Source organism: Pseudomonas putida, assembly GCA_029953615.1.
GTDB lineage: Bacteria > Pseudomonadota > Gammaproteobacteria > Pseudomonadales > Pseudomonadaceae > Aquipseudomonas.
In genome coordinates, this window is sequence record CP124529.1 from 4,838,959 (window position 1) to 4,858,860 (window position 19,902).

Sequence of the window (19,902 nt, forward strand, 5' to 3'; positions counted from 1 at the left end):
GGCTGCGAAGCAGCCCCCAGAAATGGGTACAAGCACAAATCACTGGGGGCGCTTCGCGCCCCGATCGCAACACAAGGCCGCTCCTGCAGCTACCGCGCATCCGTCCAGGCCCTTGTAGTCTTTGGATCCATTCCCATTCGCAAAAACCCCGTGCGTTTCGCTTAAGCTTGAGTACAATCGTCAGCTTTTTCCGGGCCCCCCGTCCCGCCGCTGGAACTTCCAATGCTGACCGGTAGCTACTCCTCTTCGCTGGTGTTGATTTCGCTGTGCGTGGCGATCCTGGCGTCCTATACCGCCCTTGACCTGACCGGCCGCATCGCCACGGCCAAAGGCCGGGCTGCCTGGCTATGGATGGGGGGAGGCGCATTGGCCATGGGCATCGGCGTGTGGTCGATGCACTTCATCGGCATGCTTGCCTTCAGCTTGCCCATCGACCTGGGGTACGACCTTGCCCTGACCGCGTTCTCGCTGCTGATCGCCGTGTTGTCTTCGGGCTTTGCCTTGTGGTTGGTCAGTCAGCCGAGCCTGCCTTGGCAGCAGTTGGCGTTTGGCGCGCTGATCATGGGCGCCGGTATCGCCTGCATGCACTACACCGGCATGGCCGCGCTGCGCATGCTGCCGGGCATCGACTATGATCCGACGCTGTTCGGGGCCTCGCTGCTGATCGCCGTGGGCGCCTCGGCAGCGGCCTTGTGGATCGCCTTCCGTCTGCGCGCGCATACCCCCTATGTGCGGCAGATTCGCGGCCTGGCGGCGGTGGTGATGGGCTTTGCCATCGTCGGCATGCACTACACAGGCATGTCTGCGGCGAACTTCCCCGAAGGCAGCTTCTGCGGTGCGCTGGCGGGGGGCGGTTTGCAAGGCGATGGCCTGGTCTACCTGGTACTGATCACCACCCTGGCGGTACTTGCGGTGGCCTTGCTCACTTCGGTGCTGGACGCCCGCCTGGAGGCGCGCACCGCCGAGCTGGCCCGCTCGCTGACCCTGGCCAACCAGGAGCTGACCCAACTGGCCCTGCACGACACCCTTACCGACCTGCCCAACCGTACCCTGCTGGCCGACCGTATCGAGCAGGCCATCGCCAAGGTAGCGGAGCAGGGTGGCTGTTTCGCCCTGATGTTCATCGACCTGGACGGCTTCAAACCTGTCAACGATGCCTTTGGCCACCACATCGGCGACCTGCTGCTCAAGGCCGTGGCGGCGCGCCTGCGCGGGCACCTGCACAGCCAGGACACCCTGGCGCGCATCGGCGGCGACGAATTCGTGCTGCTGGTGCAGTTGCGCGAGCCGAACGATGCCATGGATGTGGCGGTAAAGCAGGTCAACCTGGTGTCACGGCCGTTCCGCGTGGCCGAGCATGACCTGCAACTGACGGCGAGCCTGGGCATCGTCCTGTACCCGGGCAATGGCCAGGACCAGCACGAGCTGCTGCGCAACGCCGACGCCGCCATGTACCACGCCAAGAGCGCCGGCAAGAACGGCTACAGCTTCTTCGACGTGTCGATGAACAGCAACGCGCCCGCCAGCAACTGCAGTTGCTGCAGGACCTGCGCCAGGCCCTGGAGCAGCGTCAGTTCCGCCTGCACTACCAGCCCAAGTTCGACGCCCAGAACTGCCAGCCGATCGGTGCCGAGGCCCTGCTGCGCTGGGAGCACCCGCAGCAGGGCCTGTTGCTGCCCGACCGCTTCATCGGCCTGGCGGAAAAGACCGGCCTGATCATCCCCATTGGCGAATGGGTGCTCATCGAGGCCTGCCGGCAGATGCGCCAGTGGCTGGACCAAGGGCACCACGGCTGGCGCATGGCGGTGAACCTGTCGGCCATCCAGTTCTGCCATGCCGGGCTGGTCGAGAGCGTCGCCCGAGCCCTGCAGCAAAACAACCTGCCGGCCAACTGCCTGACCCTGGAAATCACCGAAACCACAGCCATGCATGACGCCGATGCCAGCCTGGCGGTACTGCAACGGTTGGCCGACATGGGCGTTGACCTGTCCATCGATGACTTTGGCACCGGCTATTCCAGCCTGATGTACCTCAAGCGCCTGCCGGCCAACGAGCTGAAGATCGACCGCGGCTTTGTGCGTGAGCTGGAGCAGGACAGTGACGATGCGGCGATCGTTTCAGCCATTGTCGCGCTAGGCCAGGCGCTGGGCCTGCGCATCGTTGCCGAAGGGGTGGAGACCGACAAGCAGCAGGACTTCCTGACCCGCCTGGGCTGTGATTCGTTGCAAGGCTACCTGCTCGGCCAGCCGGTGCCGGCCGAGCAGTTCATGGGCAAGTTGCAGGCCATGCGCCCGGAAAGTATGGCAGCGGGCTAAACAGCGTCGCGCAAGGTGGCGGCGGGCATGAAGGTATCCATCTCCGCCTCGACGGCCTCGATGATGCGCTCTACATCGGCGGCGGCCATGATCGCCGAGCAAGGAATGCCGGCAATCGCCAGGAAGGTTTCGCCGGTGGCGCGATCGAATAGCCGCGCGACCATGCTGCGCGGTGCATCCATGCTGGCTTCGAAGCCCAGTGGGTGGAAATGCCAGCGCATCACCTGGCAGGCGTTGGGGAACGTCATCTTGTTCATGCCAGCCTCCTTGTCCGTACCTGGACATGGTGTGCGGGTGGCCACATCGATGCGGCCGCCGGGAAAGTAACCATAGCACCTGTCACGCGCGATTCTTGTCTGCAAATACGACAAATGTACTAATGCATGACAAAGGTCACATCCTGGTCATGGCTAGCGCTTTTCGAGGGGCCGCACGGCAAACGTTTTCCTCGCACCTTGTCGGTGAGGCATGGGGTAAATCTGCAACTTTTCAGGTAGAGGGGTGAGCCCATAGATTCAGACGAACGGTGCAGCGCTGAAGCACTACCTGCGAATATCAACAACCTGTTCTGCCGGTGATCCTGGCGTACGAGGAGTAGGTCCTGACGGGTGTGCTGAGGCAGGTACCTGAGCTTGCAGAATCATGGTGTTAGCCCGCATAGAAAGTTCGGTGGGAACTGCGGTTGCCGCCGTTATTACATCGCGACCTATGTTGAAAGCGGGGGTTAGCTGCCTGCCTGCATGACGTATCGTTTCCGCTAAAGCCTCATCAGCCGCCAGGACTATCGACCGAGTCGCGCGACCGAGATGGCGCTGGGCCGCAACTGTAGTCCGCGCGAAGATACGAAGCAGATAACGGAAAATGGCAAACTGGCCACTTGGATCGTACTTGTTGACGGGATCTCCTTGGCAATAACTATACGGGTTGACCCCTCCTTTGCCGAAAGGAGATAGCTCATCAGGCGTTGTAAACCGAAAAACGCGGGGTTGATAAACCCGTAGGCCATTGCCCAGCGGATAACCGTGCGAGATAGGGTCGAAGCGTTCACCTGCAAAAGCTGACATCAGCAGGGCTATGCCTGCAGTACCGTCGCCATAAGGTGTGTAGTGATATGCAGAACTTGAGGGAGATGTCCCGATAACCGATTGTGCGCAGTCCAATTGGTAAAGCTTGGCGCTCATGCTGTTGGATTTTTGGCCTATGTTGCAATTCCCTGAGCCATTACGAGGCGATCAGTCAAAGAACCTGAGCAACTACATAAACGGTCTGATTGATAGTAAAGTCGAGTGATTGTGGCTTGCTTCGCAGGAGCAGTCATGCTTGTAACCTGCTGTGGTTATCGGGGGCTTGATTATTTCCAACGTCTGATCGCACGTCTACTGGCAGAAGTGTCAGGGCGCTAACCCAGCAGTCCTGCCGCAATATTGATAGTGAATCCTAATATCGCCGTATTGAACACGAACCCCACCAGCGAATGCGCCAGCACCACCCGCCGCAGGCCCCGCCCAGCGACGCCGACATCGGAGGTTTGCACGGCCACGCTGATGGTGAACGAGAAGTAGTGGAAGTCCCAGTAATCCGGGTTGCGCTCGCCGTCGGCGAAGCGCAGCGGCGGTTCGTGGGTTTGCCCGGTGTAGAACAGCCGGGCGTAGTGCAGGCTGAAGATGCAGCCGATCAGCAGCCAGGAACCGGCCACGGTCAGGCCGGGGTAGAGGTAGTGCAGGGCCAGGTCGGTGCCTTGCAGGCCACGGCTGGACACCAGTTGCAGGGTGACGGCGGCAAGGCTGGCGATGGCGGCGATGCACACGGTGAGCAGGACCAGGCCGGCGTTTTCGTCTTCGACGCGGGCCACCTTGCGGACCTTTTCCGGGCTGGCGCTCCAGCTCAGGTAGAGCACCAGCAGCAGGTATAGCCACACGCCCAGGTTCCAGCCGACGAGGATGTGCTGCACGATGTCGCCAGCGGGGATCAGCCAGGCGCCGAGCAGGCCGACCACGGTGGCGATGCTCAGGCGCGGGTGGGTGTGGGTCAGGCGGTGGAAAGCCATGGGGTCTCGTTTACCGTGGGTATGGGTACCACTCTAGACGGCTATCAGAGAGAGGAGCGGCATGCGATGTGGCCTGGTACCTGTCACTTAAGCAATTTGGGGCCGCTTTGCGGCCCATCGCCGGCCTCCCACAGGTACCGCGCAGAACTCAGGAATTGTGCGATCTCTGTGGGAGCTGGCTTGCCGGCGATGGGCTGCGTAGCAGCCCTGTTAACGCTAACTCACAGGCATTAGCTATGTGGCCTGTCCTTTTCGTTGCTGTCACCCATCGCACGCCATTGCAACTCTCAGTACACTGCACGCTCCAACACCAACATCCGTTGAACTCGAGGTTTCTGCATGACGCTCAGTCCTTTGGCAGGCAAGCCGGCTCCGGCCAGCGTGCTGGTCGATATTCCCCGACTGCTCACCGCCTACTACACCGGCCGCCCCGACGCTGCCGTGGCGGCTCAGCGGGTGGCCTTCGGCACCTCAGGGCACCGGGGCACTTCGCTTGAATTGAGTTTCAACGAGTACCACGTCCTGGCCATCACTCAGGCCATCTGTCTGTATCGCCAGGAGAAGGGCATCGATGGCCCGCTGTTCATCGGCGCCGATACCCACGCGCTGTCGGCACCGGCCACCGCCAGCGCCCTGGAGGTGCTGGCGGCCAATGGCGTGCAGGTGATGCTGTCCAAGAATGACGAATACACGCCGACGCCGGCCGTGTCCCACGCCATCCTCTGCCATAACCGTGGCCGCACCCAGGGCCTGGCCGACGGCATCGTCATCACGCCGTCGCACAACCCGCCGCAGAGTGGTGGCTTCAAGTACAACCCGCCCAATGGCGGCCCGGCCGACAGCGACGTGACCAAGTGGATCGAGGCCAAGGCCAACGAACTGCTGGCCGCTGAACTGGCGGGCGTCAAGCGCATGGACCATGCCCAGGCGTTGCAGGCATCCACCACCCAGCGCCACGACTACGTGACCAACTACGTGGCCGACCTGGAAAACGTCATCGACTTCGACGTCATCCGCAGCGCCAAGCTGCGCCTTGGCGTCGACCCGCTGGGCGGGGCAGGGGTGCGCTACTGGGCGGCGATCGCCGAGCATTACAAACTGGACCTGGAAGTGGTGAACACCGAGGTCGACCCGACCTTCCGCTTCATGACCGTCGACTGGGACGGCCAGATCCGCATGGACCCGTCCTCGCCATATGCCATGCAGGGCCTGATCGGCCTGCGCGAACGCTTCGACGTGGCCTTCGCCTGCGATCCGGACCACGACCGCCACGGCATCGTCACCCCGGACGGCCTGCTGCAGCCGAACAACTACCTAGCCGTGGCTATCGACTACCTGTATCGCCACCGCCCGCAATGGCGCAGCGATGCTGCCGTTGGCAAGACCGTGGTTTCCAGCGGCCTGATCGACCGCGTCACCCGGCGCCTTGGCCGTGAGCTGTACGAAGTGCCGGTGGGCTTCAAGTTCTTCGCTCAAGGCCTGTTCGACGGCTCGCTGGGCTTTGGTGGCGAAGAAAGTGCCGGGGCTTCGTTCCTGCGCCGCGATGGCTCGGTATGGGCCACCGACAAGGACGGTCTGATCCCGGCCTTGCTGGCTGCCGAGATGACCGCCCGCACCGGGCGCAACCCGAGCCAGGCCTACGCCGACCTGACCGAGGCGCTGGGCAAGCCGTTCGCCACCCGTGTCGAAGCCAAGGCCGATGCGCGGCAGAAGGCTTTGCTCAGCAAGCTGGCGCCGGAGCAGGTGAAGTCGACCGAGCTGGCGGGTGAGCCGATCGTGCAGATCCTCAGCCATGCACCCGGCAACGGCCAGGCGATCGGCGGGCTGAAGGTGATCACCGCCAATGGCTGGTTCGCCGCGCGTCCGTCGGGCACCGAGGACATCTACAAGATCTACGCCGAAAGCTTCATCGACGAGGCGCACCTGCAGCGCCTGGTACAGGAAGCGCAGGTGCTGGTGGATGCGGCGATTGCCTGATCGGTAACAAACCGCTTGGTTCTGTGGTGCGCTGTAAATTAGAATTAATCTTATTTACGCCGCCGCAGGGCCTTCCCCATGATCGACGCCGCGCCGCCACCGAAGCCTAGCCTGCCTGCCCTGTACCGGGAGCATCGCAGCTGGCTGGAAAACTGGCTGCGCCGGCGCATGGGCAATGCCTGGGATGCCGCCGACCTCAGTCAGGATACTTTCCTGCGCGTCCTGGCCAGTGCTCAGCCGCTGGCAGATATTCGTGAACCACGCGCTTACCTGCTGACCGTGGGCAAGCGCCTGCTCAGCAATTTCCACCAACGGCGCAGCCTGGAACAGGCCTACCTGGACGCCTTGGCGCATTTGCCCGAGCAGCATGTGCCTTCGCCAGAGCAGCGCTGGATAGTGCTGGAAACCCTGCAAGCGCTGGATGAACTGCTCGACGGCCTCAAGGCGCCGGTGCGCAGGGCTTTTCTCTGGAGCCAGCTGGAAGGCCTGGGCTATGCCGAAATCGGCGAGCGCCTGGGCGTATGCCAGCGCTCGGTGAAGCGCTACATGGCACAGGCTTACGAACACTGCCTGCTGGCCGAATTGCAATGACCAGCCATTCCCCCGATACCCGCGAAGCTGTACGTGCTGCGGCGCGTTGGCTGGCACTGCTGGATTCTGGTGACGCCAACGAAACGGACTTGCAACGCCTGGCGCAATGGCGCGCCAGCAACAGCTTGAACGAAGACGCCTGGCAAAAGGCCGCATTGCTGCGCGCGCGTTTTTCCGGGTTGCCCGGGGCGTTGGCGATGGCCACCCTCGACCGCCCGGATACCGGCCGACGGGCGCTGCTCAAGCAGGCCCTGGGGGTTGCAGCGCTGCTACCGGCGGCCTGGCTGGTCAGTCGCGAGCTGCCGCTGGAGGCCTGGACAGCCGACCTGCACACCTCGGTAGGCGAGCGCCGGCAGGTGCTGCTGAGCGATGGCACCTTCGTGCAGTTGAACACCGACAGTGCGGTGGATATCGACCTTGGTGCTCGCCGCCTGACACTGCTGCGCGGTGAAGTAGCGGTCAAGGTGCCTGCTGACTTGAGCCTGACCTTGCAAGTGCCTCACGGCCAAGTGGCGCTCAATGACGGTGAGGTCTGTCTGCGTCTGATTGATAACGCCTGCCGGGTGTCGGTGGTCAATGGGGTGGCCCGCCTGCAGCCGTTACGCGGCCCTGCGATGCTGTTACGGGCCGGGCAGCAGGCCCGTTTGCAGGCGGCTGGCGTTGGCCCGGCGAGAGCGTTTGATGCCTGGCCGCTAGGCTGGCGCGAAGGCGTGCTGCGCCTGGACGACCGTCCACTGGGCGAGCTGCTGCACGAACTGCGCAGGTACCGCCCCGGGCTGTTGCGCTGGGCACCGGAGCTGGAGCGCCTGCGCGTAACCGGCACCTTCCGCCTCGACGACACCGACCGGGTGCTGGCCTTGCTTGCTGCCAGCCTGCCACTGCAGGTGCAGTCGCGTACGCGTTACTGGGTCAGCCTGGCCGCGCGAAAAAATCGTGCGTGAGGCTGTCCCCTTTTTTTCCTTCGCCGGTCATTACCGGTAGGAGCAAATAAAGGGGAGCCTTGTTCAATGCCTGCAGTAATGTCTAACAGCCTGCGCCCGTTGGTGTGCGCAGTGCGCCCGTTGTTCGCCATGAGCCTATTGTTGTGCGCACCCGCCTGGGCCGATGAACCGGCTCGGCGCGCCTATCAGGTACCGGCTGCCAGCCTGGGCGCTGCACTGGCCCAGTTCGCCGACCAGGCCGGTGTCAGCATTTCGCTGGACCCGGCGCTGGTCAAAGGTCTGCACAGTAGTGGGCTGTCCGGTAATTACAGCGTCGACGAAGGCTTCATGCAGCTGCTGCGCGGCAGCGGCCTACAGTTGCTGCCGGTAGGTGAGGGCGCCTTCACATTGGGCCCGGCGCCCCAGGCGGGCGGGGCGCTGGAAATCGCCCCAACCAGCATTGTCGGCGGCTTGGCCGCCAGCGGCGAATCGCAACCTTACGCCGGCGGCCAGGTGTCACGACAGGGCGCGCAAGGCCTGCTCGGCTCGCGCGACTTCATGGAAACCCCGTTCAGTATTACCAGCTACACCAGCGAACTGGTCAAGAACCAGCAGGCGCGGACCTTGGGCGAGCTGATCGCCAGCGACCCATCGGTGCGCGCCACCAACCCGGCGGGTGGGCGCTTCGAACAGTTCACCATTCGCGGCTTCAGCCTGTTCAACAGCGATGTGGCCTATAACGGCCTGTACGGCATCCTGCCGACCTACTCGATCGACATGGAAATGGCCGACCGGGTTGACATCATCAAAGGCCCGAGCCAGTTGATCAATGGCATTTCGCCGCGAGGCAGTGTCGGCGGCGGTATCAATGTGCAGCCCAAGCGGGCCGGCGACCAGCCGCTCACCGAGTTTACCGGCAGCTATGCCTCGGCCAGCCAGGCAGGCGGTGCGGTGGACGTTGGCCGGCGCTTTGGCGAAGGGCAGCAGTTCGGCGTGCGCTTCAACGGCGTGAAACAGGCCGGCGACACCGAGTGGAACCACCAGCGTGTCGAGCGCGAAATGGCGGTGTTGGGCCTGGATTTTCGTGGCGAGCGCCTGCGGCTTTCGGCAGACCTGGGCCATACCGAGCGCGACACCGATGCACCACAGGAGCGGGTGCTGGTCGGCGCCAATGCCAAGGTGCCGGATGCCAACGACGTACGCCACAACTACGCCCAGGCCTGGAGCAAGGCGCGCACCAACGACACCTTTGGTGCACTGCACGCCGAGTACGATATCAGCGAATCGCTGCTGGCCTATGGCGCGGTCGGTGCGCGCAAGAGCAACCATGACTTCCTGCGCCACAACGTGTCGGTCACCAACGATGCCGGCGACTTTACCGTGCAGCCGCGCGACTTCACCCGCGATGAAACCGTGCGCACTGCCATGGCCGGCGTGCGCAACTGGTTCCATACCGGGCCGGTCAGCCACGAGCTGAACCTGGCCGCCACCTACTTCTACATGGACTTCACCAACGGCGGCGCCCGCTATGCCTCGGCGCCCAGCAATCTCTACCACCCGGTAGCCACGCCTACACCGGGCACGCCAACCCGCATCGACCCCGAGGTGTACACGGAAAACCGCTTTTCCGGCGTGGCCCTGGCCGACACCGTGGGTTTCTTCGACGAGCCGTCTGCTGCTGACCCTGGGTGCGCGCTGGCAGCGGGTGCAGGTGGATGATTGGAGCGACGGTATCAAGGGGGAGACCGCCTACGATGAAGAGAAGGTGTCACCCTCGGGCGGCGTGCTGCTCAAGGTTACCGAGCAGCTGTCGTTGTATGCCAACTACATGGAAGGCCTGAGCCAGGGCAAGATCGCGCCGTCGACATCGGTCAACGAAGACCAGATCTTCCCGCCGTTCACCAGCCGCCAGGTCGAGGTGGGGGCCAAGTACGACCTGGGTCAGGTTGCCTTCACTGCCAGTGCCTTCCGCATCCGCCAGCCCGCCTACGAAACCAACCCCGCATCGCGGGTGTTCGGCCCCAATGGCAAGCGCGACAACCGCGGTATCGAACTGAGCGTGTTCGGCGAGCCCGTGCAAGGCGTGCGGGTGCTGGGCGGGGTGATGTACATCGACAGCGAACTGACCGATACCGTTGGCGGCGCCTACGATGGCAACCGCGCGCCGGCCACGCCCGAGTACAACGTCAACCTCGGTGCCGAATGGGATGTGCCTGGGGTGAACGGCCTGACCCTGACGGCGCGGGGCATCCATTCGAGCTCGCAGTACCTGGACCAGAACAACAGCAAGCAGATTGACGGTTGGGAGCGCTACGACGTGGGTGCGCGTTATGCGTTCAAGGTAGATGCCACCCAGGTGACCTTGCGCGCCAGTGTCGAGAACGTGCTGGACGACCGCTACTGGAGTTCGGCCGGGGCCTCGGATGACAGCGAACCGGGGCTGACGCTGTCCACGCCGCGTACCTACCTGCTGTCGGCGACAATGGGTTTCTAGCAGGCCAGGTAGATTCAGGCAATCTGGGGCCGCCTTGCGGCCCATCGCCGGCAAGCCGGGCTCCCACAGGTACGGCGCAGACCTCAAGGTTTGCGAAATCCCTGTGGGAGCCCGGCTTGCCGGCGATGGGCTGCGCAGCAGCCCCAGGAGCACTGACTGACAACTATCAGGGCAAGCCCGCTAGGCTTGGTCAGGCACCACTGCGATCACGTCGATTTCCATCAGCCACTCGGCCTGGGCCAGCCCGGCCACCACCAGGCCGGTGGAGATCGGGAACACGCCTTTGAGCCACTTGCCCACTTCCTTGTACACCGGCTCGCGGAAGCGCGGGTCGGTGATGTAGGTAGTGGTCTTGACGATGTGTGACAGGTCCGAGCCGGCCTCTTCGAGCAGTTGCTTGACGTTCTTCATCGCCTGCTCGGCCTGCGCCCGTGGGTCGCCCAGGCCCACCAGGTTGCCTTCGAAGTCGGTGCCGACCTGGCCGCGTACGTAGATGGTGTTGCCGGCGCGCACCGCCTGGCACAGGTCGTTGTCCAGGGTCTGGTTGGGGTAGGTGGCCTTGGTGTTGAACATGCGGATGCGGGTATGGGTAGGCATCAGTGGGCTCCGAGGGTGCTGACGTTGCGGGTCTTGGGTTGCTGCTGCTCATCCGCTGCGCGTTGTTCGCGGTCGCGGTAGGCGGTATAGGTGCGTTGCGTGGCGATGTGCCCGGCGACGTGCTTGGCGTCGTGCCACACGCCCCAGATGAACGACGAGCCACGGCGCGACAGCCACGGCAGGCCAAGGAAGTACAAGCCTGGCTCGCGGGCCACGCCGCGTTGGTGCTGGGGCTTGCCGTTGGCGTCGAAGGTGTCTACCTGCAGCCAGCTGAAGTCGACACCGTAACCGGTAGCCCAGATGATGCTGGTGACGCCGGCCTTGGCCAGGTCCAGCTGCTGCAGCGGGTTGCGCATGCACTCCGGGTCGGCCAGGCGTTTGCGGGCTTCGGGCTCTTCCGGCAGGTCCAGGCCGTTGCGTTCGATGTAGGCATCGGCGGCATCCAGCAGGGCCAGGTAGTTTTCGTCGCCGCGGTTGATGTTCTCGACCAGGTTGTCCTGGAAGCGCGCCACGCCGTTATCGAACGACTGGGTCAGGCCGACCAGGGTCATGCCCTGGTGGGCAAGGGCGCGGAAGTCCACGGTGTGGCCGCCACGGGCGCCACTGACGGCAATGGTCACGTGCTCGCGGCCAGGCTTGGCGATTTCCGCGTCCCACTCACCCAGCACGCCCAGCCACCAGCAGAAGTCGCGGTTGCGGTAAGCGCGTGGCGGGCGATCGTGGGCACCGACCGAGAGATACACCTTGCGCCCGGCACGCATCAGTTCTTCGGCGATCTGCACGCCGGAGGAACCGGCGCCGACCACCAGCACCGCGCCGTCGGGCAGCTGCCCGGGGTTGTAATAGGCGGCGGAGTGGATCTGGTGCAGGTTGCTGTCTTTCGGCGCGATGGCCGGGATCACCGGTTTCTGGAACGGGCCGGTGGCGGCGACCACGCGGTTGGCGCGAATCACGCCTTCATTGGTTTCGATGGTAAAACCGGGGCGGTCGCTGTTGCGCAGCACTTTCTTCACTTCGATGCCGGTGCGTACGGGCAGGTTGTACTTGCGTACGTACTGCTCGAAGTAGTCGGCCACCTGGTCCTTGCCGGCGAAGGCATCGGCGTCGAGGTTGAATTCCAGCCCCGGGAAGCGGTCGTGCCAGACCGGGCCGTTGGCCACCAGAGAGTCCCAGCGGCCGCTGCGCCAGGCCTCGGCGATACGCTTGCGCTCGAGCACCAGGTGCGGTACGCCAAGTTTGCTCAGGTGTTCGCTCATGGCCACGCCGGCCTGGCCGGCGCCGACGACGAGGGTGTCGATTTCGAGGTTGTTCAGTGTCATGTCCGGGCCCTTGTTCAGGCGGTTTTTGTCAGGTCGGTTTGGAGGACCGCCGTTGCCTGGGGCCAGACTAGGGATGCCGTGGAAATGGCGAAAATAGTATTTAGCTGGGGCTTGCCGATAAAACGGCGAAGGCCTTGATTCTTGCCGCCTGTAGCGGGCCCAGCAGCAGCTGTTTCGGGGTTTTGTTCAAACGTTTCGTGGTCATAGTTTTTTCCTCTGCAAACCCTCGGAAAAAGGTCGTTTCGCTGGCCGAAAGGTTCAACCCAGAATGCTGTGTATCGCACAGCACAACAGGAACCATGACATGACTTTTTCCATCATCGGTCGTTGCCAGGAAACCGGCCAGGTCGGTATCGCCATCAGCTCTTCGAGCATCGCCGTGGGCGCCCGCTGTCCGTGGGTACGAGCCGGTGTGGGTGCTGTTGCTACCCAGAACATCACCTTGCCGGCGCTGGGCCCGCAGATTCTCGATGCCCTGGAACAGGGCCAGTTGCCGCCTGCCGCTGCGCTGGACCGGGTGCTGAGCGCCAATGGCTGGAGCGAGTACCGCCAGGTCACGGTGATCGACAGCCATGGCCAGGTGGCACTGTTCACCGGCAAGGAAGCCCTGGGCACGCACTGTGCCCTCGCCGGTGAGCAATGCGCGGCGGCAGGTAACCTGCTGGCCTCGACCCAGGTGATCGAAGCGATGGTGCAGGCCTTTGAACAAGCCGGCGGGCATCTTGCCGAGCGCCTGTTGGCCGCCATGCACGCGGCGATGGCCGCAGGCGGCGAGGCCGGGCCGGTGCACTCGGCGGCCTTGAAGATCGCCGGCGAGCTGACCTGGCCGCTGGTGGACCTGCGCGTGGACTGGGCCGAGGCGGACCCGATCGCGGTACTCGATGGCCTGTGGCAGGCGTATCGGCCGCAGATGCAGGATTACGTTACCCGCGCCCTCAACCCGACTGCCGCGCCAAGCTACGGGGTGCCGGGTGATGAGTGAATACGCCAGTCGCGCGCTACTGGCCCGGCTGGTCGGCTTTGCCACGGTCAGCCGCGATTCCAACCTTGAATTGATCGGGTTCATCCGCGACTACCTGGCCGAGCTGGGGGTGCAAAGCGAACTGTTCCATAACCCGGAAGGCACCAAGGCTAATCTGTTCGCCACCATCGGCTCTCGGGACGTTGGCGGCGTGGTGCTGTCCGGGCATACCGATGTGGTGCCGGTGGACGGCCAGGCCTGGACAGTCGAGCCGTTTGCCCTGAGTGAACACGACGGGCGCCTGTATGGCCGTGGCACGGCCGACATGAAGGGCTTCATCGCTTCGGTACTGGCGGCTGTGCCCGCGTTTCTTGCCCAGCCGTTGCGCCTGCCGGTGCACCTGGCGTTCTCCTATGACGAGGAAGTCGGCTGCCTGGGGGTGCGCTCGATGCTGGCCGCACTGGAGCAGCGTGCGCACAAGCCACGGCTGTGCCTGATTGGCGAACCCACCGAACTCAAACCGGTGTTGGGGCACAAGGGCAAGCTGGCGATGCGTTGCCAGGTGCAAGGCGCGGCCTGCCACTCGGCGTATGCGCCGTACGGGGTGAATGCCATCGAATATGCGGCGAAGCTGATCGGCAAGCTGGGTGATATCGGTGATGCCCTGGCATTGCCGGCGCATCACGACGAGCGCTTCGACCCGCCGTTCTCCACTGTGCAGACCGGTCTGATCAAAGGGGGCAGGGCGCTGAACATCGTGCCGGCGGAGTGCGAATTCGATTTCGAAGTACGGGCCTTGCCGGGGGTCGAGGCGCAGGCAGTGGCCGATCAGTTGCAGACCTACGCCGAGGCCGAATTGCTGCCGCGGATGCGTAAGGTCAATGCGGCCAGCGCCATTCGCCTGCAGCCGTTGAGCGCTTACCCGGGGCTAGCCACGCCAGCGGATAGCGAGGCGGCTCGCCTGGTGGCGTTGCTCAGTGGCTCGGATCAGTTCGGTACGGTGGCGTTTGGTACCGAAGGTGGGCTATTCGACCAGGCGGGGATCCCGACTGTGGTGTGTGGGCCAGGGAGCATGGACCAGGGGCACAAGCCGGATGAGTTTGTCAGTGTCGAGCAATTGCGGGGGTGTGATGCCATGTTGCTGAGGCTGGTGGATTACCTCAGGCAGGATTGATTGCGCTGGCTTCTTCGCGGGCTCGCCCGCTCCCACACTTATATCACCGGCTTTGTGGGAGCGGGCATGCCCGCGAAGGGCTGCAAGGCAGCCCCAATCAAGGTTTCAGAAGGTAGCCTTGACCTGCAGGCCCACCACCAACGCGTTATCGATGTCTTTCCCGGAGAATGCCCCCGGCTCGATGATGTATTGCACATCCGGGCGCAGGTTCAGCCACGGCGTGGCCTGGTAGCCATAGCTCAGCTCGATCAACTGCTCGGCGCTGTCGATGTCGGGGAACGGCTGCCCGGCGTTGAGCGCGGCATCTTCCTGCACGTCGCGGCTGCGTGGGTTGGGCACGGCACGGCCATAGCCCAGCGCCACGGTATCCTTCGGGCGGTTTGCGAACGGCTTGTACAGCACCACGCCCGCGCCATACCACCTGGTGAACGGCGAAGCGGCCTTGCTCGACGCCGAATACTGGCCGAAGGCATGCAGGCTGCGGCCCGGCGAACCCTGGTCGTTCCACACCGCCTGGTCGACCAGCAGGTAGTGGCCGCCACGGCCGGAAACTTCCTCGTCGCTGCCGATGCGTTTCACGTCGGAGCTGTCGTAGTAGTAACCCAGTTTGTACTCGCCCGGCAGCTCGCCCTGCAGCTTGTACACCAGCTCCACGGGTACCACGGTGCCGGTGGTGTGCTTGGGGCCCAGGTGCCAGGCGCGGCTGGAGTTGCCATTGCTCTGCGGGTCGACGTTGAACGCCGCCACTCGTAGTTGCCAGGACGGAGACAGGTCGTATTTCACCCGCACGCCAAGGTGGGCATTGGGGTAATTGGTCCAGCCACTGCCGCCAGACATGTTCAGCGGGTGACCGCAGAAGCCGGCGTTCATGAAGTTGCACAGGATGCCACTGTCCAGGCCGCCGAGGTCGTTGCCCATGGCCATGTAGCCGAGCTTGACGTTGAGTGCCGGGGTGAACAGGGTACGCTCGTAGCTCAGCTCGGTCAGGCGGGTGTACAGGCCGCCGAAGTTTTCCTGGATCGGCAGGCGGTTGCCCACCAGGTCTTCCGAGGCGCTGTTGCCGCGGCGGTCGTTGATGGTCAGCTGGACCTTGCCACCATTGTCCAGGCCATACAGTTTCGACAGGTCGAACTGCACGCCCAGTTTCAGGTTTTGCGAGTAGCGCGCCGAGCGGTGCAGGCCACCGTGGGCGTTGTAGGCGGTTTCGCCGCTGTAGTCGCCGGTGAACCTGACGCCGTCTTCTTCCAGTTGGTGACGCAGGCCGCCCCAGTCACCGGTCAGGGTGCTGCGGGTCATCAGGTCGCCGTCGGCCAGGGCGGTGCTGCTGGCAAGGGCCAGCAGCAGGGTGGGGGTGATGCGAATTGCGGATGGCATTGCTGTATCTCGTATTCTTTTCGGGGCCTGTTCGCGGGCACGCCCGCTCCCACAGGATTGTCACTGCCCTTGAGAAGGGTGCGATCCATGTGGGAGCGGGCGTGCCCGCGAAGCAGGCGACGCGGTATTACGGCAGAGCGTAAGAAATCACGTAGTCGCCACGGTCAGTCGACTGGCGCGCGCCGCCAGCCGTGATTACCACGTATTGCTTGCCGGTCTTCGGCGAGACGTAGGTCATCGGGCCACCCTGGCTGCCCACTGGCAGGCGAGCCTTCCAGATTTCGCTGCCGTTGCTGCTGTCGTAGGCGCGCAGGTAGAAGTCCTGGGTGCCGGCGATGAACACCAGGCCACCCTGGGTCGACAGGGTGCCGCCGAGGGTCGGCAGGCCGATCTTGATCGGCAGGTGCATGCGGATGCCGAGCGGGCCTGTGTCTTCTACGGTACCCACCGGTACCTGCCATGCCACCTGGCGGGTCTTCATGTCGATGGCGGTCAGGGTGCCGAATGGCGGTGCCTGGCACGGAATGCCGGCTACCGACAGGAAGCGGTTCTTGTTCACCGCATAAGGGGTACCCTTGAGCGGTACTGCGCCCATGCCGGTGTTCAGCGCTTCGCCACCGGAAGCGGCATTACCCTTGTTCTGCGACGGGATCATCTGGATCCAAAGGCCCAGGCGCATGTCGTTGACGAAGATGAAACCATGTACCGGGTCGGTGGAAATGCTGCCCCAGTTCATGCCACCCAGCGACACCCGGGAAGCTCAGCGACAGGTCGGTGCCCGGCGCGGTGTACAGGCCGTCGTAGCGCATTTTCTTGAAGTCGATGCGGCACAGCAGCTGGTCGTAAGGGGTTGCGCCCCACATGTCCGATTCTGTCAGGGTCTGCGCGCCGATCTGCGGCATGCCCACTGACTTCGGCTGGGTTGGCGAGTACGGCTCGTTAGGGATGTTGCTTGGCTTGACCGGTACTTCGTCGACCTGGGTCAGCGGCTTGCCGGTGGCGCGGTCGAGCACGTAGATCTGCCCGGCCTTGGTTCCGATTACCACTGCAGGTACCGACTGGCCGTCGTCCTTGGTGAAATCGATCAGGCTCGGCTGCATCGGCAGGTCGAAGTCCCACAGGTCGTTGTGCACGGTCTGGAACACCCACTTCTGGTTGCCGGTGGTGGCGTCCAGGGCCAGCACCGAAGCGCCGTAGGTATGGTCCAGCTTGCTGCGTTCGACACCGTAGATGTCGGTGGACGACGAGCCCATCGGCAGGAACACGGTGTTCATTGCCGGGTCGTAGGACATCGGGGCCCAGCTGTTGGGGGTGCTGCGTACATAGGTGCGGTCACCCTGCGGCGCCTGGCGATCTTCCGGGTTGCCGGGGTCGAAGGCCCAGCGCATTTCACCCGTGATCACGTCGAAACCACGGATCACGCCGCCTGGCATGTCGGTCTGGACGTTGTCGGCGACGCGGCCGCCGACCACCACGGTGGTACCGGCCATCAAGGGGGCCGATGACAGCTGGTAGTAGGAGTCCGGCACATCGCCCAGGCCGGCCTTGAGGTCGACCTGGCCGTTGTTGCCGAAGCCCTGGCAGAACTCGCCGGTGTCGGCGTCGACGGCAATCAGGCGGCCATCGATAGTGTTGGTCAGCAGGCGACGCTGGCAGTTGGCACCGGCCGGTACGCTGGCGGCGGTGATCGGCGAGCTGTTCGGCTGGGTTGGCTGGGCGATGGCGGCAGTGGCGTCGAAGTAGGCCATGCCACGGCAACGCTGCCAGACCTTGGACTGAGCGTTGATCGCGTTCTTCCACAGTTCCTTGCCGGTGTCCGCATCGAGGGCGATCAGGTTGTTGTGCGGGGTGCAGATGAACACCTTGTTGCCGACTTGCAGCGGGGTCAGCTGGTCTTCGGCACCGTTGCCGTCGCTGAGTGCCACGTCACCGGTGCGGTAGGTCCAGGCCACTTTCAGCTTGCTGACGTTGTCGCGGTTGATCTGGTCCAGCGCAGCGAAGCGGCTGCCACCTTCGGTGTTGCCGTAGTGGGCCCAGTCCTTCTGCGCCTTGTCGGCCTCGACCGGGGTCATGCCCGGGCCTTTGCCGGTAGGGGCGACGCTGGGGTGGGCGACGAACATGTTGCCGGCGGCGATCACCAGCAGCACGGCCATCACCCCGGCAACGCCATAGGCGCCGCGGCCGGCACTGGCACCATTGGCACGGGCCAGCAGCGGGTAGACCAGTGCGACCACCATACCGATTGCGCCGAACATGAACAGGCGCGAGAACAGCGGCCAGAACACCAGGCCTGCGTCGGCTAGCGCCCAGATGCCAGTGCCGACCAGGAACGCCGCGTACAGCCAGGCGCCGGCCGGTTTGCGGCGAGCGATAAGGGCGCCGGCGATGGCCATGGCCAGGCCGCCGATCAGGAAGTACCAGGAACCGCCCAGGCCGGCCAGCTTGACGCCGCCCGCAGCCAGGAGGAGGCCGAGCAGGGCGATGATCACGCCCAGGCCGACCAGGATGATGTTTGAGGCGCCAGAGGCGCGCGGTGTTTCTTTCATGCCAGGGATCTCAGCAGGTGGAATGCGCGCAGTGTAATCTCTTAGCTTGCTAATTAACAAGTTGGTACATAATTTTGTGGGGCGGATTGTCGCAGGGTTGAACGCTGCAAGGTGTGGCTAAAATTCTAGATCATGCGTTTAAAATTGCAGTAATGAGGAGGTTAATGTTGGTTGAATAGACTACGGCGGATCTTGAATGACCGGATTCAAACCGGCCACGGAGTGCCGCTGCTGTAGAACACCGCGAGCCAGACGGTAGCGGTGCCGGGGGCGGTCCATTCCACGCGGTGGCGGTAATGCGGCGGGATGTCCAGGCAATCGCCCGGCGCCAACAGCCGGGTGTGGCTCTCGTGCTCGAAGCGCAGGCCGGCGGCACCACTGAGCAGCACGATCCATTCGCCTTCGGCCTGGTCGTACCAGAAGCCGGGCGGGCTGGCCTGGCCACTGGATACGATACGTTCCACGCGTACGCCCGGGCGGCTGAGCAATTGGTCGACCCGTTCGGCGCTGGTGGGGTCGCAAGGGGGCAGGGCGGTCAGCAGGTTGGTCGGTGTCATGGAAAGCCTCGTTTACAAGGGAGTGGTTCCACTATGGACGCAATTGCCGTGCACCGCGCTTCTTGACCCGCCCGGCTGTTTGTAAGAACTTTCCGGGATTTGGAAGACGGGCAGCAAATGGACAAACTCCTGGCGATGAAGATGTTCGTGGCTACCGTCGACGCCCAAGGCTTTTCTGCCGCTGCACGCCGGCTTGGGCTGGCGACATCGTCGGTAACGCGCCTGGTCGATGCCCTGGAAACTGCGTTGGGCGCCACTTTGCTCAACCGCTCCACCCGTCAGGTCAGCCTGACCGAGGCCGGCGCCCGCTATTACGAGCGCGCGCGGGGTATTTTCGAGGCGCTGGACGAGGCTGATGCCAGTGTCGCCGACCGGGGCGAAGCGCCTGTCGGCGTACTGCGTCTGTGCTTGCCGGTGGAGTTCGGCAGACGCGTCATTGCCCCGCACCTTGGGCGGTTGTTGGCGCAGCACCCGGCACTGGAACTGGACATCGACCTCAGTGACCGCGTGGATGACCTGCTCGACGGCCGCTATGACCTGTCGATACGCCTGGGCGACCCCTCGCCCAATGACGAGCTGGTATGCCGCCCGCTCGGCCGCTTCCAGCGTTGGCTGGTGGCCAGCCCGGCCTACCTGGCCGGGCGTGACGCGCTGGAGCACCCGCGGCAGCTGCTGGAGCACGCCTGCCTGCGCTTTCGTTACGGGCAGAAAGGGCGCCCCTGGCGACTGGTACGTGGGCAGGAGAGCCTGGAGCTGGATGTGAGCGGACCGTTGCGCAGCGCCAATGCCGACATGTTGCGTGAAACCGCGCTGGCCGGGAGCGGCATCGCGCTGCTGGCCGACTGGCTGGTGCACGAGGATGTCGCGGCCGGGCGGCTGCAGCGGCTGTTCCCCGATTGGCAGGCCAGCCCCGGCGCGGCCAATGACAGCATCAACGCCCTGTACCTGCCCAACCATCGTGGTTCGCGGCGGGTGAACGCATTCATCGACTTTTGCGAAAACCTGTTGCAGCGCGGCACTTAGTGTTGCG

Annotated in this window: 13 protein-coding genes and 3 pseudogenes; 8 read left to right on the plus strand and 8 right to left on the minus strand. The window is 64.1% G+C overall.

All coding sequences use genetic code 11. The features are described 5' to 3' along the window. Positions 1-222 precede the first annotated feature (222 nt). Positions 223-2,315: pseudogene (locus QIY50_22155) on the plus strand (EAL domain-containing protein). Here the strand turns inward: QIY50_22155 and QIY50_22160 are convergent. From QIY50_22160 to QIY50_22170, 3 genes are all read right to left on the minus strand, one after another. Then, complete coding sequence (locus QIY50_22160) at positions 2,312-2,572, minus strand: DUF1652 domain-containing protein (protein ID WGV19979.1); 261 nt, start codon at positions 2,570-2,572, stop codon at positions 2,312-2,314. The pseudogene QIY50_22155 and the gene QIY50_22160 sit on opposite strands and share 4 nt — an antisense overlap. A gap of 285 nt (positions 2,573-2,857) precedes the next feature. After that, positions 2,858-3,496 carry an RHS repeat-associated core domain-containing protein gene (locus tag QIY50_22165; GenBank protein WGV19980.1) on the minus strand — a complete coding sequence of 213 codons (639 nt, stop codon included), beginning with the start codon at positions 3,494-3,496 and terminating at the stop codon, positions 2,858-2,860. Positions 3,497-3,714: 218 nt separating this feature from the next. Beyond that, positions 3,715-4,362: a DUF1345 domain-containing protein gene (locus QIY50_22170; protein ID WGV19981.1), complete on the minus strand. Its 648-nt coding sequence runs from the start codon at positions 4,360-4,362 to the stop codon at positions 3,715-3,717. Positions 4,363-4,701: 339 nt separating this feature from the next. Between QIY50_22170 and pgm the strand changes: the two genes are divergently transcribed. From pgm to QIY50_22190, 4 genes and pseudogenes are all read left to right on the plus strand, one after another. Further along, on the plus strand, positions 4,702-6,339 hold the full coding sequence (gene pgm / locus QIY50_22175; protein WGV19982.1) for a phosphoglucomutase (alpha-D-glucose-1,6-bisphosphate-dependent): 1,638 nt from the start codon (positions 4,702-4,704) through the stop codon (positions 6,337-6,339). Between the two features lie 78 nt (positions 6,340-6,417). Beyond that, the gene (locus QIY50_22180; GenBank protein ID WGV19983.1) at positions 6,418-6,930 is read left to right on the plus strand and encodes a sigma-70 family RNA polymerase sigma factor; all 513 of its coding nucleotides are present in this window, start codon (positions 6,418-6,420) and stop codon (positions 6,928-6,930) included. After that, positions 6,927-7,871, plus strand: a complete 945-nt coding sequence (locus tag QIY50_22185) for a FecR domain-containing protein (GenBank protein ID WGV19984.1) — start codon at positions 6,927-6,929, stop codon at positions 7,869-7,871. The genes QIY50_22180 and QIY50_22185 overlap by 4 nt, the downstream gene beginning before the upstream one ends. A gap of 66 nt (positions 7,872-7,937) precedes the next feature. Beyond that, a pseudogene (locus QIY50_22190) lies at positions 7,938-10,344 on the plus strand (TonB-dependent receptor). Between the two features lie 180 nt (positions 10,345-10,524). Here the strand turns inward: QIY50_22190 and QIY50_22195 are convergent. Next, on the minus strand, positions 10,525-10,941 hold the full coding sequence (locus QIY50_22195) for a RidA family protein (GenBank protein WGV19985.1): 417 nt from the start codon (positions 10,939-10,941) through the stop codon (positions 10,525-10,527). After that, on the minus strand, positions 10,941-12,260 hold the full coding sequence (locus QIY50_22200; GenBank protein WGV19986.1) for an NAD(P)/FAD-dependent oxidoreductase: 1,320 nt from the start codon (positions 12,258-12,260) through the stop codon (positions 10,941-10,943). The genes QIY50_22195 and QIY50_22200 overlap by 1 nt, the downstream gene beginning before the upstream one ends. A 304-nt stretch (positions 12,261-12,564) precedes the next feature. Here QIY50_22200 and QIY50_22205 point away from each other — a divergent pair, with 304 nt between their 5' ends. Both QIY50_22205 and argE read left to right on the plus strand, forming a co-directional pair. Then, positions 12,565-13,242 (plus strand): DUF1028 domain-containing protein, encoded by a 678-nt coding sequence (locus tag QIY50_22205; protein WGV19987.1) that lies wholly within the window; start codon positions 12,565-12,567, stop codon positions 13,240-13,242. Next, a complete protein-coding gene (argE, locus tag QIY50_22210) occupies positions 13,235-14,395 on the plus strand; it encodes an acetylornithine deacetylase (GenBank protein WGV19988.1) in 1,161 nt (386 codons plus the stop codon). The genes QIY50_22205 and argE overlap by 8 nt, the downstream gene beginning before the upstream one ends. Before the next feature lie 105 nt (positions 14,396-14,500). Here the strand turns inward: argE and QIY50_22215 are convergent, their stop codons facing one another. The 3 genes and pseudogenes from QIY50_22215 to QIY50_22225 form a co-directional block, all read right to left on the minus strand. After that, entirely contained in the window at positions 14,501-15,769 is a 1,269-nt protein-coding gene (locus tag QIY50_22215) for a carbohydrate porin (protein WGV19989.1), read from the minus strand. Between the two features lie 127 nt (positions 15,770-15,896). Continuing rightward, positions 15,897-18,315 (minus strand): annotated as a pseudogene (locus tag QIY50_22220) (glucose/quinate/shikimate family membrane-bound PQQ-dependent dehydrogenase). 206 nt (positions 18,316-18,521) lie between these two features. Continuing rightward, positions 18,522-18,872 carry a cupin gene (locus QIY50_22225; GenBank protein ID WGV19990.1) on the minus strand — a complete coding sequence of 117 codons (351 nt, stop codon included), beginning with the start codon at positions 18,870-18,872 and terminating at the stop codon, positions 18,522-18,524. 117 nt (positions 18,873-18,989) lie between these two features. On the opposite strand from QIY50_22225, the gene QIY50_22230 reads away from it, so the two are divergent. Then, positions 18,990-19,895, plus strand: a complete 906-nt coding sequence (locus QIY50_22230; GenBank protein ID WGV19991.1) for a LysR family transcriptional regulator — start codon at positions 18,990-18,992, stop codon at positions 19,893-19,895. The last annotated feature ends 7 nt before the right edge of the window (positions 19,896-19,902 follow it).